Annotated in this window: 15 protein-coding genes; 8 read left to right on the top strand and 7 right to left on the bottom strand. The window is 55.9% G+C overall.

Annotation, left to right across the window (positions count from 1 at the left end):
- Positions 1-6: 6 nt before the first annotated feature.
- The 3 genes from exaC (at position 7) to FFI95_RS01170 (ending at position 3,531) form a co-directional block, all read left to right on the top strand.
- Positions 7-1,527, top strand: a complete 1,521-nt coding sequence (gene exaC, locus FFI95_RS01180; RefSeq protein ID WP_144820517.1) for an acetaldehyde dehydrogenase ExaC — start codon at positions 7-9, stop codon at positions 1,525-1,527.
- Between the two features lie 91 nt (positions 1,528-1,618).
- Positions 1,619-3,022, top strand: coding sequence for a class II fumarate hydratase (locus FFI95_RS01175; protein ID WP_144820516.1), 1,404 nt, complete (start codon positions 1,619-1,621; stop codon positions 3,020-3,022).
- 26 nt (positions 3,023-3,048) lie between these two features.
- Positions 3,049-3,531, top strand: coding sequence for a CDP-archaeol synthase (locus FFI95_RS01170; protein ID WP_144820515.1), 483 nt, complete (start codon positions 3,049-3,051; stop codon positions 3,529-3,531).
- On the opposite strand, the gene FFI95_RS01165 is transcribed toward FFI95_RS01170, so the two are convergent.
- Complete coding sequence (locus FFI95_RS01165; RefSeq protein WP_144820514.1) at positions 3,525-4,502, bottom strand: metallophosphoesterase; 978 nt, start codon at positions 4,500-4,502, stop codon at positions 3,525-3,527. The genes FFI95_RS01170 and FFI95_RS01165 overlap by 7 nt on opposite strands.
- Before the next feature lie 149 nt (positions 4,503-4,651).
- Between FFI95_RS01165 and msrA the strand changes: the two genes are divergently transcribed.
- Together msrA and msrB are read left to right on the top strand one after the other, a co-directional pair.
- Positions 4,652-5,302 carry a peptide-methionine (S)-S-oxide reductase MsrA gene (gene msrA / locus FFI95_RS01160; protein ID WP_144820513.1) on the top strand — a complete coding sequence of 217 codons (651 nt, stop codon included), beginning with the start codon at positions 4,652-4,654 and terminating at the stop codon, positions 5,300-5,302.
- Positions 5,303-5,313: 11 nt separating this feature from the next.
- Positions 5,314-5,739 (top strand): peptide-methionine (R)-S-oxide reductase MsrB, encoded by a 426-nt coding sequence (gene msrB, locus FFI95_RS01155; protein WP_144820512.1) that lies wholly within the window; start codon positions 5,314-5,316, stop codon positions 5,737-5,739.
- A gap of 26 nt (positions 5,740-5,765) precedes the next feature.
- On the opposite strand, the gene FFI95_RS01150 is transcribed toward msrB, so the two are convergent.
- Positions 5,766-6,749 carry a calcium/sodium antiporter gene (locus tag FFI95_RS01150; protein ID WP_186311948.1) on the bottom strand — a complete coding sequence of 328 codons (984 nt, stop codon included), beginning with the start codon at positions 6,747-6,749 and terminating at the stop codon, positions 5,766-5,768.
- A gap of 473 nt (positions 6,750-7,222) precedes the next feature.
- Between FFI95_RS01150 and mqo the strand changes: the two genes are divergently transcribed.
- From mqo to FFI95_RS01135, 3 genes are all read left to right on the top strand, one after another.
- The gene (mqo, locus tag FFI95_RS01145; RefSeq protein ID WP_144820511.1) at positions 7,223-8,704 is read left to right on the top strand and encodes a malate dehydrogenase (quinone); all 1,482 of its coding nucleotides are present in this window, start codon (positions 7,223-7,225) and stop codon (positions 8,702-8,704) included.
- A gap of 102 nt (positions 8,705-8,806) precedes the next feature.
- Entirely contained in the window at positions 8,807-10,039 is a 1,233-nt protein-coding gene (locus tag FFI95_RS01140; protein WP_144820510.1) for an ATP-grasp domain-containing protein, read from the top strand.
- A 53-nt stretch (positions 10,040-10,092) separates the two neighbouring features.
- Positions 10,093-12,120: a hypothetical protein gene (locus tag FFI95_RS01135; RefSeq protein ID WP_144820509.1), complete on the top strand. Its 2,028-nt coding sequence runs from the start codon at positions 10,093-10,095 to the stop codon at positions 12,118-12,120.
- Positions 12,121-12,134: 14 nt separating this feature from the next.
- Here the strand turns inward: FFI95_RS01135 and FFI95_RS01130 are convergent, their stop codons facing one another.
- The 5 genes from FFI95_RS01130 to FFI95_RS01110 all read right to left on the bottom strand — a co-directional run bounded on the left by FFI95_RS01130 (position 12,135) and on the right by FFI95_RS01110 (position 18,338).
- Complete coding sequence (locus tag FFI95_RS01130; RefSeq protein WP_144820508.1) at positions 12,135-13,022, bottom strand: chemotaxis protein; 888 nt, start codon at positions 13,020-13,022, stop codon at positions 12,135-12,137.
- A 166-nt stretch (positions 13,023-13,188) separates the two neighbouring features.
- The gene (locus FFI95_RS01125) at positions 13,189-13,956 is read right to left on the bottom strand and encodes a DUF3726 domain-containing protein (protein ID WP_144820507.1); all 768 of its coding nucleotides are present in this window, start codon (positions 13,954-13,956) and stop codon (positions 13,189-13,191) included.
- Positions 13,953-15,695: a hypothetical protein gene (locus FFI95_RS01120; protein WP_144820506.1), complete on the bottom strand. Its 1,743-nt coding sequence runs from the start codon at positions 15,693-15,695 to the stop codon at positions 13,953-13,955. The genes FFI95_RS01125 and FFI95_RS01120 overlap by 4 nt, the downstream gene beginning before the upstream one ends.
- Positions 15,696-15,732: 37 nt before the next feature.
- Complete coding sequence (locus FFI95_RS01115) at positions 15,733-17,292, bottom strand: BCCT family transporter (protein WP_144820505.1); 1,560 nt, start codon at positions 17,290-17,292, stop codon at positions 15,733-15,735.
- A gap of 68 nt (positions 17,293-17,360) precedes the next feature.
- Entirely contained in the window at positions 17,361-18,338 is a 978-nt protein-coding gene (locus FFI95_RS01110) for a dipeptidase (protein ID WP_144820504.1), read from the bottom strand.

Here is an 18,338-nt window from a genome sequence, read left to right as displayed (position 1 = left end):
ACAGCCATGATCTACACACAGCCCGGAAAAGACGGCGCCGTTGTTTCGTTCAAATCCCGTTATGAAAATTACATTGGGGGTGAGTGGGTTGCACCGGTCAAAGGGGAATATTTTGAAAATATAACCCCGGTTACCGGTGCGGTGATTTGCGACATTCCCCGCTCCTCCGCTGAGGACATTGATCTGGCGCTCGATGCTGCACACAAGGCTGCGCCCGCCTGGGGCAGAACATCGCCCGCAGAGCGTGCCGGTATTTTGCTGAAAATCGCCGATCGCATTGAGGCCAATCTGGAAAAGCTGGCGGTCGCAGAGACCTGGGACAATGGCAAGGCAGTGCGTGAAACCCTGAATGCGGATATTCCTCTGGCGGCAGATCACTTCCGTTATTTTGCAGGTTGCATTCGGGTCCAGGAAGGGCATTTGGGAGAAATTGACCACAATACAGTGGCTTATCACTTTAACGAACCTCTGGGAGTTGTCGGGCAGATCATTCCCTGGAACTTCCCGATTCTGATGGCTGCATGGAAGCTGGGGCCCTGTCTGGCTGCGGGGAACTGCACTGTGTTCAAACCCGCAGAACAGACCCCCGCCAGCATTCTGGTTCTTATGGAGCTCATCGCAGATCTTCTGCCCCCGGGCGTTATTAATATTGTTAACGGCTATGGCATTGAGGCAGGGGAAGCTCTGGCGACCAGTAAGCGTATCGCCAAAATTGCCTTTACCGGCTCCACACCCGTGGGCTCACACATTCTCAAGTGCGCAGCCGAAAACATCATTCCCTCAACGGTTGAGCTGGGCGGAAAATCCCCCAATCTGTATTTCTCCGACGTTATGAAAGCCGAACCAGAGTTTGTCGACAAGTGTGTTGAAGGCCTGGTGCTGGGATTCTTTAATCAGGGGGAAGTATGTACCTGTCCCTCCCGCGCTCTGGTTCAGGAGGATATGTTTGATGAGTTTATGGAAAAGGTCATTGAACGTACTCAGGCCATAAAGCGTGGTAACCCTCTGGATACCGACGTTCAGGTGGGTGCTCAGGCGAGCAAGGAGCAATACGACAAAATTATGTCGTACCTGGAGATCGGCAAACAGGAAGGGGCGGTTGTTATGACTGGCGGCGACAAGGAAGACATGGGCGCCGAGTTCAACGACGGTTTTTACATTCAGCCCACCTTGTTCAAAGGTGACAATAAGATGCGGGTTTTCCAGGAAGAGATTTTTGGCCCGGTTGTCGGGGTTACAACGTTCAAGACAGAAGAGGAAGCCCTGGCGATTGCCAATGACACCGAGTTTGGCCTGGGTGCGGGCGTCTGGACTCGCGACACAAATCTGGCCTATCGGATGGGGCGGGGAATTCAGGCAGGGCGAGTGTGGATGAACTGCTATCACGCTTACCCGGCTCATGCGGCCTTTGGCGGTTACAAGAAATCCGGCGTAGGCCGTGAAACCCACAAGATGGCGCTGGAACATTACCAGCAAACCAAATGCTTGCTGACCAGCTATGATACCAACCCACTGGGTTTCTTCTGACCCGACGCAGCAGGTGGCTTCCTTCAGGTTGCCACCTGCTGAACTTGAAAACATAGCTTAGCCAGCCGGTAACAGAAATACAGGAGGTACCATGAATCAAAATGAGTCCAGTGAAGCAGACAAGGCAACACGAGTAGAGAGCGACAGTCTGGGCGAGGTCCATGTCCCTGCGGCAGCGCTCTGGGGCGCTCAGACCCAGAGAGCCGTGGATAACTTTCCGGTCAGTGGCCAGCCAATGCCACCGGCGTTTATTATCGCTGTAGCACGTGTTAAACAGGCGGCCGCAGAGGCCAACGCCAGTCTCGGGCTATTGGATAGCAACCACTGTGATGCGATTACTGATGCCTGCCGTGCACTTATCCAGGGCGAGTATACGGATCAGTTTCCGGTTGACCGTTACCAGACAGGGTCGGGTACCAGCACCAACATGAACGTGAACGAAGTCATTGCCGCGATTGCGGTTGGTAACGGGGTAAAGGTGCACCCTAACGATCACGTGAATATGAGCCAAAGCTCCAACGATGTGATTCCGACCGCCATTCACATCAGCTGTGTGACCGGAGTGATGGAACAGTTGCTTCCTGCACTCAGCCATTTACGTGGCGTCATTTACGAGCGTGAAGCCCTGCTTTCTGAACAGGTAAAAACCGGGCGTACGCACCTGATGGACGCCATGCCCATTACGCTGGGCCAGGAGCTGCGCACCTGGCGGGAGCAGATACTGGCTGTAGAAAAGCGTCTGGAGACGGTGGTTGAGGAGCTGCTTGCTGTGCCCCAGGGCGGGACTGCTGTAGGGACAGGCGTAAACGCGCTGCCGGAATTTTCGCGTCAGTTTGTGAAGTTCCTGAAAGCCGGCAGTGGCTACCCATTCCGCACGATGGATCATAAGTTTGTGGGTCTGAGCGCAGTGGATGGGCCGGTCGCACTGTCATCGCAACTGCGGGGACTGGGCATTGTGCTTACCAAGATAGCCAATGACCTGCGCTGGATGAACAGTGGCCCGATTCATGGGCTGACAGAGATCAGTCTGCCGGCCTTGCAGCCGGGCAGCAGCATTATGCCGGGCAAGGTTAACCCGGTCATTCCGGAGTCTGTAGCAATGGTCGGAGCCCAGGTGATCGGGCTGGACAGCGCCAATGCCGTGGCTGGGCAGTCCGGCAACTTCCAGCTGAATGTGATGTTGCCGCTTGTCGGCGGTAACCTGCTGGACATGATCGGCCTTCTGGCAAATGCCACCAGTATGCTTGCGGACAAATCAATTGCGGGTTTCACCGTTAATACCGAGGCTCTGGATGCCGGAGTTGGGCGTAACCCGGTGCTGGTAACAGCACTGAACCCGGAAATTGGTTACAGTCTGGCTGCGGAGATTGCCCGGGAGGCCTACAACACCGGCCGTCCGGTGATTGATGTGGCAGAAGAGCGAAGTGGCCTGAGCCGGGAACGACTGGAGCAGTTGATGGATCCGCTCAAACTGGCCCAGGGTGGAAACACATAAGCTGAACAGGCAAGGAGCGACGGCGTTTGCTGATAACCCTGAATTTGTTTGTGATGCTGGTGCTGGCAAATGGTGCGCCAGTGGTCGCAGCCAAGGTTTTCCGGCAGCGCTGGTCTGCCCCGGTGGATGGGGGGCGGCGTTGGTTTGATGGCCGTCCGTTGCTTGGGAAAAGCAAAACCTGGCGGGGAATCCTGTCGGGCGCCCTGTGCTGTGCGCTTTATGCCCTTGCGGCAGGCCCGGGGTTTGTTTTCGGCCTGCTTTTTGGCGTGCTCGCGCTTGCCGGTGACTTGCTCAGCAGCTTTATCAAGCGCCGGCTGGGCTTAAAGCCCAGCGCCCGTATGCCCTGGCTGGACCAGGTGCCGGAAGCGGCTCTCCCGATGTTGCTGGCTATCGGCTGGGGGCTCACTGAGGTCTGGACGGGGTTGCTTGTTGTGGTGCTCTTTGCACTTGCCAATATGTGGATATCACCTATTCTCTACCGTTTGGGCATCCGGCACCAGCCTCACTGAGAGGGACCGCGGGTGAGCGTGTGAAGGGTCACTTCCGGCGGGCAGTTCAGGCGGACGTTCACCACAGAGGTGCCCGCTCCGGGTGAGGTATACCCCTGCATGCCGTTTACACGCCAATACCCACGGCCCAGATGACGCGGACAGTCGGCATCCAGAGTCAGAGGAATGCCGCCAGGCAGGCAGATCTGGCCGCCATGGGTGTGGCCACACAGGAACATGTCATAACCGGCGTGGGCGGCTTCGCGCCAGATTTCGGGGGAGTGGCTGAGCAGGAGACTGGTGCCGCCGGGGGGGATGTCATCGCCCGCCCGTTGCAGGTTATGTACCTTGTAAAAGTGCGGGTCATCGACCCCGGCGAGGTACAGTTGCTCACCGTTGCGCTCAAGCGGAACCATTTCATTCATCAGCAGTGAGTACCCCATATCTTCCAGAGCGGGAACCATACGCACACTGTCATGGTTGCCCAGCACAGCGTAAGCCGGACCCCGGATGACCTCGCGCAGGCGCGCCATACCGTCAAGTGTGGCGTCAATCGGGCCCCGGGTATCTTTTCGGTAGTCACCTGTGAGCACGCAAAGGTCATAATCCAGTGACGAAACCTGGTGTATAACAGCCTGCAGGTTGGCTTCATCCATATCCACATGAAGGTCTGTCAGGTGCAGTATGCGAAAGCCTTCGAACTCTCCGGGCAGGCCGGGCAAATGAAAGCGGTTACGGGCGGTATCGAGACGTCGGCTGTTAGCCTGTCCACGTCCGAGGAGACCGGAAATCCGCAGGCAAAAGCGGATAAAGCCTGGGGCGGATGTCAGGTTTTCCAGATGAAAGGAGGAGCGCTTCCGGCCCAGCACCCTGGCTTCCGCTTCGCGCTCAATACCCAGACGCTGGCGGGCGTGAACCGGGCCCAGCCTGAGGCTAAGGCGGTATTCCAGAAGCTCGTCCTGATCTTCCGTTTCGGGGGCCGATAAGGTCATCCGGGCTCCTTTGAGTTAAGGCCGGGTTGTGCAGCCTGTCTACTGGCGCCAGTTCACATTATGATAGGCAATAGAACGGATGCAAGCCGACGACATAACATTCACAATCGGTACAGAGTAATCAGTCACAGCTTCAAGCAGAGGTCATTATGACATCATCGTGCAATATTCCCGGCCTGAGTGTGCCTCGCAGCCGCTTTCCGGAGCCGGAGCAGAACCTGCCTGCCGGCGACGGTGAACAAAGAGTGGTTCTTGCCGGCGGTTGCTTCTGGTGTGTGGAAGCGGTTTTTCTGGCATTGGATGGCGTCACCCGGGTGGAGTCCGGGTACGCTGGCGGCTCCCGGGAAACCGCGAATTACCATGCTGTCTGTACAGGCACGACAGGCCATGCAGAAGCAGTGAGTGTGCGCTATAACCCCGCTGAAATCAGCTATGGCGAGTTGCTGCGGGTGTTTTTCTCGGTGGCGCACGACCCCACCCAGCTCAATCGTCAGGGTAACGACCGGGGAACGCAGTACCGTTCTGCCGTGTTTTATGAATCTCCGGAGCAGAAACGCGTAGCCGAAGCCTATATAAACCAGCTTGATGAAGCAGGCGTGTACCCCGACCCAATCGTAACGACTCTGGAGCCTCTGGATGCTTTTTATCCCGCGGAGGACGAGCATCAGAACTTTGCGGCACGGAACCCGCACCAGCCGTACATCATGGCGGTTGCAGCCCCGAAAATGGAAAAGCTTATTGACGGTTTCAGTGACCGGCTCAAGCCGGAGTACACTGATTCCAGCGAAAAACAGGTCTGAGGAGAGACAGTATGAGCAGTTCAGCGACAGGTTATGACCTGACGCCCCTGACGGAGGCGCAGACAGAAGAAAAGGCGGCCAGTCTGACCGCTGAAGAGCGCAAGATTTTGCTGGATCACGGCACAGAGCCGCCGTTTTGCGGCAACCTGCTGGATAATAAACTTGAAGGAGTCTATCACTGCCGGCTGTGTGACCTTCCTTTATTCAGCTCAAATACGAAGTTTGATTCCGGCACCGGTTGGCCCAGCTTTTTTCAGCCGTTTGATAAAGAACACATCCGCTACATTGAGGACACAAGCCTGGGAATGACGCGCACAGAGGTGCGCTGTGTTCGGTGTGACAGCCATCTCGGGCACGTATTTCCGGACGGGCCTCCCCCAACCGGCCAGCGCTACTGCCTGAACTCTGTGGCATTGACGTTCCAGGAGAACAGTTAAGGCGTGTTTGAACGCGGTTGTTGTTGCTAGCCTGCGCTGGCAGCCACAACCGTGGAAAGCAGATAGCCGGTGTAGCCAACATACACCAGCACAAGCAAGGCACCGTCAAGCCGGCTGATGATTTTACGCCAGCCAGTTGCACCAAAGCCCATAATCAGCAAGCCAACGGTCAGAGCCAGCATCACTGTCCAGTCCCGGTACAGTGCCTCCGGCGCAACTGACAAAGGCTGGATTGCGGCGGCCAGTCCGACAACCGCAAGCGTGTTGAAGATCCCTGAGCCCAGGATATTGCCCAGAATCAGGTCATGTTCATTCTTGCGGATTGCGGCCAGGGCAGAGGCCAGCTCGGGTAGAGATGTGCCAATAGCGACAATGGTCAGGCCGATGACCAGATCGCTGACGCCCAGACTCTGAGCAATGGTGACAGCCCCCCAGACCAGAAGGCGGGAGCTGGCGACGAGCAGTATCAGGCCGATAATCAGCCAGACAATGGCAGCTTTCATGGTCATCAGGTCAGGGCCCAGCTCTGCATCGGTTTCACCGGACAGTGCATCGTCCTTGCCTCGCATTCCCTGAAAGATGGACCAGCCCATCACAAGAGCAAAGACACCCAGAAGAATCCAGCCATCCAGGCGTGAAAGCTCACCATCCAGCAATTGCACACCGGCGATCAGGGTAAGAACAACCAGCAGGGGCAACTCTTTCCGGAGGACCTGGGAATGAACAGTAATAGGGGCAATCAACGCTGTAAGCCCCACAATCAGCGCAATGTTTGTAATATTTGAGCCATAACCATTGCCCAGCGCAAGCCCCGGGTTACCATCTGCCGCCGCCATGGCCGACACGGCGAGTTCCGGTGCTGATGTGCCGAATCCGATAATAACCATGCCAATCAGCAAGGCTGGCATTCCCAGATGTCGGGCGGTTGCGGCTGCGCCCTCAACAAACCTGTCCGCACTCCAGACCAGCAATACCAGGCCGGCGATGATTGCGCCAATAGCCATTCCCATAGATTCGCCTCAGTTATATAACTTCTGAAAATGCAGGAGCCTGAAAGCCCCGGAGTAAACAGGGGTAAAGCACCAGAAAGGTGTGCAAGATACCGCATATTAACGGTTGAGGTCAGCCCTTTCTGAAGAAGAGTGCTGGCGGCGGGCGCATTGGCTACGACTAAAGTTACGGTGATATCCGGCAGTAAAGAGGGGAGAATCGCCAGCCGTTGATATCCGGATTATTACTTATAACCCCGCTCAAGCCACAGTTCGTATGCTAACCGAATAACCGCTAAACTGTAGCGCAGTCTGCGCATCGCTGCATATCCGCTAATTATGGCAGTGTCTATTCTTGCTAAAATCCGGATAATTGCGCGCACACAACGGACGCTCAAGGCAACGCATCTTACCTCGCGACTTGCCTGCATCCGACAGACCTCTCTGCTGATCGTGGAGGGGGGAAGCTCAATACCAGCTAGGATAAAATACCGATGGCCGTGAAACAGGCAGATGTAGTATTGGTCGGCGGTGGTGTGATGAGTGCCACCCTCGGCGTAATGCTAAGGCAGTTGGATCCGTCCATGAACATTGTCATGTTGGAACGTTTGGATCACGTTGCCCATGAAAGTACGGACGGATGGAACAACGCAGGAACCGGACACGCAGGATACTGCGAACTGAATTATACGCCCGAAACCGGGGATGGGGATGTGGCCATTGAACGGGCCCTTCAGATTAACGCCCAGTTTGAGGTTTCTCTGCAGCTTTGGTCGCATCTGGTAGAACAGGGCATGCTGCCTGATCCCACAAAATTCATAAACCGGACACCCCACCAGAGCTTTGTCTGGGGAGACAAGGATGTGGCCTATCTCAAGCGCCGCTATGAGCGCCTCAGCGCCCATCACCTGTTCCGTGAGATGGAGTACACAGAGTCCCCGAAAGACCTGGAAGAGTGGATGCCTCTGGTTGTCCAGGGTCGTGACCCTATGCAGCGGGTAGCCGCAACGCGGATTCGCCACGGCGCTGACGTAGACTTTGGTTCGCTGACGCGCAGCATGGTGGAGTATCTGCAAAGTCAGCCTAATTTTGAACTGATGCTGAGCAGTCCGGTGCATTATATAGACCAGCGTGATAACGGCCGCTGGAAGCTGAGAGTAAAAAACCAGCACACAGGCGAACAGACCAAGCTGGAAAGCGAATTCGTATTTCTGGGAGCGGGTGGCGGCGCCCTGCCGTTGCTGCAAAAGTCCGGAATTTCGGAGGCTCGGGGCTACGGTGGCTTTCCTGTCAGTGGTCAATGGCTGGTCTGCCGTGAGCCCAGTGCTGTGGAGCAACACCATGCCAAAGTCTATGGCAAGGCCCCTATAGGGGCGCCCCCCATGTCGGTGCCCCATCTGGACACCCGGATTATCAATGGTGAGCCGGCGCTGTTGTTTGGTCCATTTGCAGGTTTCACCACCCGCTTCCTGAAGCAGGGCTCTCTTTTTGATCTCTTTGGTTCCGTGCGCAGCACAAACCTGAAACCCATGTTGTCGGTGAGCAAAAGCAACATGGATCTCACCCGTTATCTGATTGGCGAGGTATTCCAGTCCCATAGCGACCGGATCAAGTCGCTGCGTAATTTTTTCCCGGAAGCCCGGGAAGACAGGTGGACGCTGCGCAGTGCCGGTCAGCGTGTGCAGATTATCAAACAGGCTGAAGGCGGCGGCGGAAAGCTGGAGTTTGGCACAGAGATAGTGGCCGCAAAAGACGGCACTCTGGCAGCGTTGCTTGGGGCTTCACCGGGAGCATCTACCGCCGCGAATGCCATGATCAGTGTTATTGAACGCTGCTTCCCGAAAAAGCTGCAGACTCCCGAGTGGCAGGAGCGGATGAAGATGCTGGTACCCTCATACGGTCAGTCCCTCGTTGACGATGAGGCCTTGTTAACGAAAGTGAGAGAAAGAACGCTCTCTACCCTGAAACTGGGCTGATTCATTCAGGGTGCATTTGCACTTATAGTTAAAAATTGTTTGCGCTTCTCATGTATCGGCGTAGGGTGAAGGGTACATTGCCCTGAAGGAAGGAGCCTGCCCATGAGTAAGCATAAATATAATCCGGAGAAGGGCTATATTGCTCTTCTCGGCTGGAGCCTTAATGCCGTAGAAGCCGCCGACAAATTCGACCGCCGCTACGTAGTGGTCGCCCCTGACTGGGCGGAGCCTTATTGCGAGGAGCACGGGATTCCTTACGTGCCCTGGAATTTCGAGCGTCTCAACGACCGCTCTTTCGAAATTGCCAGAACACTCAAGGATATGGGTGTAAACGTTTCCATCCCCTTGTTTGAAGAAACCGTGGAGTGGGCGGGCGCAATCAATTCGGTACTCATGGATAAACCGCGCTTGCTGGGCCAGGCCATGTTGCTGCGTGATAAGGCACTGATGAAGCGGCGGGCCCAGCTTGGTGGTATACGTGTGGGTATCTTTGAAGAAGCCCACGACAAGGGCGACGTTGTCCGCTTTCTGAAACGGGTCAACCAGACTCTGCTAAAGCTTGATGGCGACCCCAATGACCCGATTCACCTCAAAGCCTTTGACAAAGCAGGCTGCCTCGGTCACCGGGTGATCCGCACCCCGGATGAAGTAGACACCATTCCCGAGGAAGAATTTCCGGTACTGATGGAATCTCACCTGGACGGCTGGGAATTTGCAGTAGAAGCCTGGGTTCACAATGGCAAGATAGCTTTCCTGAATATTTCCGAGTACGTCACCCTGGGCTATTCCGTCTTTGTGCCAGCCACGCCCGACCTTGAAAAATACCGCGATCAGATCCGGGGCGAGATTGAAAAACTCATCAAGACGTTCGACATCGAGTTTGGCTTCCTCCATCCCGAATACTTTGTAACCAGCGACAGCACCATGTACTTTGGTGAAGTGGCCTACCGGCCGCCCGGGTTCAAGGTTTTCGAGCTGCTTGAAAGAGCCTACGGCTTCAACGCATACCAGGGACTTATCCTTGCATTTGATCCCAAAACCACCGCCGAAGAAATTCAGGCATTTTTCCCCAAGGAAGTTGAGGATGCAAAAGGCTACGCCGGTTGTTTTGGCGTGTACCCGCGCCGTCGGGTGGTCAGCAAGCTGGAGATCCCCGAAGAAACCGAGAACCACGACTATTTTGAGTCCCACGAGCTGACGCCGCCGCTGGAAGAAACGGTTACCAAACGCACAGCATTCGGGACCCACTGGGGCCTGGTGTATTTCTTCGGTGAAGACCCATACATAATGCGGGATCTGCTGAAGCATCAGGAAGATCTGGATTTCTATGTATAATCGGGCGATGCATTCCATTAAACGGGTTTTATGCAGGCCCTGAGGGACACCGCTTGAGTGATCACCAATCGGACAACACAGCGCAAGCTGTTAATCTCGACAAGCTGGCGCAAAGGCTGGACGACGCAGTTCTGGCGCTGGAAGAAAGCCGGCCCTTTGCCAGGGTAGGCAAACTACCGCGGGTGTTTGACCTTGCCCGTAGGATTCTGATGCAGCCGGAAGGCTGTGCCGTTATCGAGGAACAAGCCGAGCGCCTGGAAAAAGCGGGTGTGTTTGAGGGCACCGACTGGGCAGAGCCCGCCATACTGCTGCCGTCACTGACGACCCAGTCGTTGCAAAGCCCCAATGCTGACACAGTGATTGTGGAAGCGCTTAGTGAGTTGCGACTGCTGGCTGTTGCGCGGGGAGCGTATATACATCCGTCGGTGTCTGCCGAGCAGGCGCACCATTACCTCACTCAGGTCCTGGCAATTAACCTGGGACTGTTGTTTGGTATGGCAGGTGAAGCTGAACGGGAGCAGGGCCGGCTGGCTCTGGTCAGCCAGCATATTGTCCAGCACGTAGCCCGTCACATTGGCTATGAATATGTTATAGACAGCCTGGTTGAGGAAATCTGGCGAATTTTGCAGCAACGGCCCATCCAGGTGGGTGATGTTCGCAAGATGATCACCCAGATTGCCATTTGCCGTGCCGAGCCGGGGGCCGATCTTGGCAGCGCCGGGCGCGGGGCTGATCGGCTGATCTCGAGCTTGTACGGCCCGACACGGGGGAGCAGCGAGGATCCGGGTACTGTGATTTATCAACAGCGCCTGGACTCCATGGACGGGCAGGCCTTGCAGAGTGAAGCTACCGGCTTTGCCCGCTCCATGCACGACACCGGTCTGGTTTCACCCTATCATGCGACGTTTGTGCGCCATATACTGCAAGAGCAGGATAATCTGCTCAGTGAAGCACTGGGCTTGTCCAGCACCGGGCGGGACTGTCTGTTGTGCTATCGGGAGCTGGTGCACGCGCTCGTCACAGAAGGCATTTTCCCGGAGACCGCACAGGGCCTGTATGGTATGGCGCTGATGCTGGAGCGGGGTATTCTCTACCAGCCGCCAGTGGCGCCTGCGCTGTGGCGACAGGTCCGGCTAAACCTGTGCCATCAAGCCCGGGAGCGCCTTCAGCTGGCCAATGGCTACGAGCCCCAGGCAGGCGCATGGCTGATTCAGGGTGTGCTGTCCATGCTGGGGCAGCCTCTGGGTGTTGGTCAGGGTAACAACCCCACTTGCCAGTCGGCACGGGCTCTGTCCATGTGGGCCTACAATGACCCGGATTACCTGTTACAGATGGTGGCCTGGGCGGCCCGGGATAATGAAATTATCATGCACTTTGAGGGAGAGCCGGTATCGTCGGCCCACAGCCTTGGCGGCGTGGCTTCGGAAGTGACCTTTGATCTGGATCCGGTTTCACTGGTGGTGGTGCCCCACCTGGACCGGATATACGCTGAAATGGGGCGTATGTGTATCGGTCGGGAGGGCGATCCCCACAGGTGGGTAAACCCGGAGTTTCATGGCTGGTCCGCAGGGCGGGGATTTGCCATCAATGTGGATGTGGCCACCGGCAATCTGCACGATCTGGAAGGCTTTATACGGCACTTCTACGCCAGTTATCATCCCTATTACAATGGCAATCAGCCTTTGATACACCCCCAGCCCGCAGGCATTGCTGTAACCGACCGGGCTGCACGCTTTATTGGCTGGCACGCAATTACCATCTTGCGGGTGGCACTGGACCCGGAAGGGGAAATGCGCGCGTATTTCTACAACCCGAATAACGACAGTGGCCAGAGCTGGGGTGATGATGTGCAGGTAAGCACGGAGGGCTGCGGCGAAAGGTTTGGTGAAGCCTCTCTGCCGTTTGAGCAGTTCGCATCCCGGTTGTATATATTTCACTTTGACCCGCTGGAGCGGGGTGAACTGGCCGACGTAGGAACAGACGAGCTGCAGCGGGTGACGGCGCGTGTTTACCGGAGCTGGGGGCAGAATCGCGTTCCGGCGGGAGAGCTACAAGCCAGGCCGCCAGAATCCGAGGGATAACAGGCATGAGCCTGCTATCCTGACTGGTGAGCCCCTCTGAGCATGGCCTGTAACAGCTCATCCGCATCAAACTTTGTAAGCGCCTCATCAGCCCCTACCTGATTGGCATAACTCAGACTCATCTCACTATTCAGGGATGTGTGCAGAATAATGTAAGGCTGCTTTAGCGCGCTGTTATCCCTTACGTTAAACGCCAACTCATAGCCATCCAGCCCTGGCATTTCAATATCACTCACCAGAATATCGATTGGCGCCTGGTTGTCGTTATTGTCCACCAGAGATTGCAGTGCGTCATCGCCATTACTGGTAACCTGATAAGAAATATCTTTTGTATCCAGCGCATCACACAGTTGCTTTCTGGCAACACGAGAATCGTCCACCAGTAGAATATTGAGGGCTTTTAATGTCTCGCTTTGCACATCTGTGAGTGCGACATCTGGCGTTTCAAGAGACTCCGGGTACACATTAGCCAACAGCAACTCCAGATCCAGCAGCTGAATGATATCGCCATCTATATCCAGCAAGCCGGTAATGAATGCCCGGTCACCCAGCGCAGCAGGAGGTGCTTTTACCTTCTTCCAGTCGGCTTCGATGATTTGTTGTACGCCGCGCACGACAAATCCAATCTCCTGACGTTGAACATCCGTTATTATAATAGAGGCTGTGTTCAGTTCTTCGGGTGTAAGCTGTGGGTATCCGACAGCGGCAGCCATATCAATGACCGGTACCGAGGAACCACGAAAGCTGATGGCACCGGCAATAGCAGGGTGGCTGTGTGGGAGTCTTGCCAGAGGCCTGAAAGGCAGGATTTCCCGAATCTTCAGTGTACCAATCCCGAATAGCCGGGTGCCCGACAATTGAAATAGCAGCAGCTTTTGAAGTTGCTTGGTTGTGCTGGTCATAGCCTGATCCTTACAGAGAGTCCCGACGAGGCAAAATACCATCAAGAGTGTTTCATGTGCGACAGCTGCAGAAGATAGCAGGCTTGCGTCTTACGATCATCTGTTAAATCAGGATGCAGTAAGGATCAAGCACAGCCGCTGAGGGAACAACGGTATAGGCACGTCCTTAGTCATTATCGGTTGTGCCGGCGCCTGCGCCCTGGCGTGAGTCGTCGGATGTTTCCACCAGCATTTTTGTTGCCAGCAGCTTCAAGCGCTCCCAAAGTTCTGTGTCTACGTCTATGCCATCCACCAATGAGCGCTCCTGCCAGTCGAGCATGGCAGCGCGGTTTTGCAGAATCAGATCGTTTGCCGGTGCCTCGGGTTTGAGGTCCGGCAACAGGTCGACATGGTTCACCATTACCAGTGTTATACCGTTGTTTGGCTCTGTGTCATCCGGTGTTGACGGCAGGCCGTACATACATATTTCCGGCTCTGCCTCACCCGATCTAAAGCTCACCAGAATTTCCGTCAACGGCTCGTGGGAGTTGCGCCAGAATGCGGTCACACTCATGTTGCGTCGGGCAATGCGTGACAGGTATCCCACAATCAGCATGCGGTTATGACAGTGGCGGATTTTCGTCACCGACAGACCTCTGGCACGACACTTTGCGTAACCCAGCTCAATAGCCAGACTGGCGTGGCCGAGTACGGTTTTGTGCTGGGCATCGACCACACATAAATCCGCGTCCTGGTAGATCAGCCTGGGGGGCTGGGACTTGTCTTCGTTCAGCAGAAAATCCAGGCCTTTCCTGAGTGCCGCGATACCATCCAGCCCGTGGGCTTCCATCCAGGCCACCATCTCGGCGGCGTCATTGGCATCACCTTCATCAAAGCCAATAGCTATGAAGGCTTTCCGGGACAGCCCCTGCAATTCGTTGAATGAGACTTTCATTGTGCATCACCATAAACCTTGCGGTTGTCATCAAGCTCGGGCTCCAGCGGGAACCCCCAGTCATCCAGTTGCTCCAGCGAGCGCTTCGGATGAACCAGTTCCCGGGGCAGAGGGGCGCCCTGGAACAGGGTGATCCGCACCCAGCGGTCGGATTTTGGATCAAAGCGGCTGGCACCGAAAAACGAGAGCTTGGTCCTTAGCAGGTGCATGGGCTTCATGTCTTTATGCCAGAGGTTTGCACGGATCTCACCGTAGGGCGTCTCGCCCATTGTCTGAATCCGGCGCACACATTCTTTTTGTCCCGGGTGGTGCAGCAGGAACTCCACGACCATGGCGTTCGGGTTGTGCTCAAGGAATTGCGTGAGTCTGGTATAACACAGGCTGATTCGGGGGCCGATGGCCAGAGAAAGCTCCTTCTCTGCGCCGGACTCAGAACCACGCACACCCAGCCTGGGTTCCTCTTTTTCGACAGAGCGGTACCAGAACCAGTAATTATCCGCGGCGCTATCTTCCCGGTAGCTCAGCGCCCAGTCGAACTTCTCCTCAATCAGGTTTTTCAGCTGCCGGGCTTTCATATCCGGTTGCAGGTCCATGGTTTCCCGGCAACCGAATTCATCATCCAAGCTGTCCACCAAGTCCGGGTATAACTCGATCAACAAGGTGTTCACCAGCTCCTGGGCCTCCAGAGAACAGTGGGATCTGGCCCATTGGATAAGCTCTTCGTAAAGCTCCGGGTGTGCCGGTGTCCTGTCCAGCCAGTCGATACTTTCTGCGATGGAACGGGCAGTTTCCTGATTACGCAGTGACTGTTCCCCGTCTTCTGTTTGTGACTGTTGCAGGTGTTTCAATGCCCTGGCCATCAGTGCGCGTAGCCGGGTACGTGTCTGTTCAGTCGCGGGCTCCTTGCGAACATAAGCCAGTGCCCGCTCCCGGCTGTACACCCATTGCTGGATCAGCTGCGGGTGGTTGATCAGGAAGGGTGCCATACCCAGCCCTGTGGAATTGCCGATACCCAGATAGCGTTCCAGTTCGGAGTGCAGTGGTACCGCATGTTGGGGCGACTGTACTCTGGCCAGGTGATTGAGCTGCTCAATGGAGAACTGGCGCAATACATAGACGGCCAGCATCTGCGCGGCGAACGGACGATTGAAATCCGGGTTTCGTTCAAGCCGTGCAAAGTCGGCAATACCAAACTTGCCATTGCCATAGACGGCGGTGGTTCGGTAAAGATAGCCTACGGCGGTCAGCCAGGCCGGATCCGGCTGCCGGCCAGCGGCCAGAGCATCGACAAACTGGCTGAAGTTGCGCAGGCTTCTGTTGGCCCGGGACAGCACCAGAACCCTGGGGTGCTGGCGTCCGGCCTCCTGCAAAGGCACATTGGCCTCCATCTGCTCAAGCAACGTATCTTCCACCTCACCTTCAAGCATAGCAAAGGTGACATCCCAGGCTTCGGCAATTACCCGGTCTGTACGCTGCTCCGGTGTCAGGTTTCTGGAGAAAACGACACAGTGGTAACAGTTTGCCGGGGTGGTAATGCGATAAATCGCAAGGCCGTGGCCTTCACTGTCCAGGTCAAACACTGTGTTCACAATCTGCCAGCGCTCGCTGATCATTTTTCGCATCAGCGAGCGGACAAAACTGAGCCTGCTGGCAAACATGCTACCCAGCCGTTCCAGCTTCATTACCTCGCTGGCTGGGCGGAGGCTGTCCGGTGTGGACGTAACTGTCGCTGAAATCATAATATCACCCTTGCCTGTACGGGCGGTTGTTCCGAGCTTACTCAGGAATTATGTGTTGTTCCCGCGCCATGGCATAAGCCGCTTTCGGGCCTTGCCAGAGAGAAGGAAGAATAATCAGGGACACAGGAATTGCCGTAATCACAATGAACTGCTGCAGAGCGCCGATTTGCCCGGCTCCCATGTACAGCAGGATCCCGGCGGTGACAGCCATAGCCAGACCCCAGAATGCCCGTACAAACGTATTGGGCTGGTCGTGGCCGGAGCTTACGACGGCAATGGAGTAGCTCATGGAATCCCCGGTGGTGGCCACAAACACGGTGGTGAGTACCAGGATAGCCAGGGCCATGAAATCGCCGCCGGGCAGTGCCTGAGCCACGGTGAGGGTTGCCACATCAAAGCGGAAGTTATTCAGGGCTTCGGTGAGATCAATGACCCCGTTGAGCTGATAGAAGATGCCTGAGCCACCGAGCAGAGTGAACCACATGGTGGTTGCGATCGGAGCCATAATAGCCACCGCCAGAATCATCTCACGGATGGACCTGCCCCGGGAAATACGGGCCACAAAGATCGCCATCAGCGGCGCATAGCCGATAAACCAGGAGAAGAAGAACACGGTCCACCACTGCATCCACCAGTCCGGAGCTGTGTCAGACGTCATGGAGACCATGGTCATAAAGGACGACACATACTCACCCATGCTCTGGAAATAGGTGTTGGTGAGGTACAGGGTCGGGCCGAACACAAAAATAATGGCAGCAATGGCCAGAGCCAGGAACACGTTCATCCGGCTGAGGAACTGGATGCCCCGGTGCACGCCCGTCATCGCGGAAGTGATGTAGATCAGAGCAAGAACGAGAAGAATCGCCATCTGCGAGGTGATGCCGTCGGTCAGGCCGAAGAGCTCACTGAGGCCGAAGCTCATCTGGGTGGCGAGGAAGCCGATAGGGCCAACGGTACCGGCGACAATGGCGATCACACAGCAGGCATCGACCACACTGCCCAGCCAGCCGCTCATGATGCGCTCCCCGAAGACCGGGTAAAGAATGGTTCTGGGCTGCAGGGGCTTGCCCTTCACATAGTGGGCGTGGGCGAGAACGATGGACACCAGCGTACCCAGTACGGCCCAGGCGAGGAATCCCCAGTGCATGAACGATTGCGCCATGGCATTGGAGACAGCGGCCGCTGTGCCTGGTTCAGTGTCAAAGGCCGGCGGAGTGACCACAAAGTGATAGATGGGCTCGCCTGCGGCAAAGAAGACACCGCCACCGGCCAGCAGGGTACACATAATAATGGAGAGCCAGCGGAAGGTGCTCATTTCTGGCTGGGCCAGGTTGCCGATTTTGGCTTTGGCGGCCGGCGTACAGGCCAGGCCGATGGCAATAAAGAAGGTTGCCAGCAGCAACATCTGGAAATAGGTGCCGAATATTTTGGCCGTCCAGGCGAAGCCACCGCTGATAAGATCAGCAACGCCCTGGAGGTCAAATAAAGAAAACCCCACGAACAGAACGATAAATCCAACGCTGAGCGTAAGCACCACCGGATCACCCAGCTGGGCAATAGAGTAGTCTCCGCCTGACTTAAGGTTGTTATTTTTCATCACACTTACCTTTTTTTGTTTTTAGGTAGCTTTGATGGCAGCCTCGGTCTTATGTAGGGCCCTGCCTGTTAAGTGCAGGGCTCCGTGCCGATTTTCAGTTGTTGTAACCAGTTGCGACCCATGATTTTTTCAATTTCTTCCTGAGAAAATCCTTTCTGTCGCAGGCCTTCGGAAATGGTCGGGAAGTCCCGGTTATCCTTGAACCACGACAGTGGCCTGGGCCATCCGGCATTGTTTTTATTGCCTTCACCAAAGTCCATCTGTTTCGACCAACGGCCGTTGCGCATCCAGTCCAGGACCGACTGAGGCTGTCCCTGGCACAGGTCGGTTCCAATGCCAATATGGTCGATACCCATCAGATCCGCTGTGTCTGCAACCATGTTGCAAAAGCTTTCCAGGGTGCAGTCCGGACCATCCTTCAGATGGAAAGGGTAGACCGAGAAACCCAGCAACCCGCCACTTTCGGCAATGGCTTTCAACACCGTGTCTGATTTATTGCGTTTGGCCGGGTGAAACGATGCCGGGTTGGCATGGGAAATAATCACCGGCCTGCTGGAGACTTCGATTGCCTCCAGGGTGGATCGTTCCGAGCTGTGGGACATATCGATAATCATGCCCACCCGGTTCATCTCCTCAATCGCCTGGCGTCCAAACCGCGTGATACCGGGGTCTTCCGATTCGTAACAACCCGTCGCCAGCAGGCTCTGGTTATTATAGGTCAACTGCATAATCAGCAGACCAAGCCGGCGCATGACAGCGATCATGTCGATGTCATCCTCAATGGGAGAGCAGTTCTGAGCGCCAAAAAACACCCCCACACGGCCGGATTCGCGCGCCCGCTCGATGTCGGCGGCTTCATATACCGGCATGATCAGGTCGCTGTGCTCCTCAAACCGCCGGTTCCAGTCACCGAAGCGGGACAGGGTTTCCCGGGTATTTTCGTGATACACCAGAGTCGCATGCACCGCTGAGACACCCCCGGCGTGCATTTGCTCAAAAATCTCCCGGGACCAGTTGGAGTACTGCAGTCCATCAATTGTGAGCAT

Origin of the sequence: Marinobacter piscis (genome assembly GCF_007671655.1) — a bacterium.
Lineage (GTDB): Bacteria > Pseudomonadota > Gammaproteobacteria > Pseudomonadales > Oleiphilaceae > Marinobacter > Marinobacter piscensis.
Note: the sequence above shows the minus strand (reverse complement) of the source record. Positions and strands in the feature narration are given on the sequence as shown.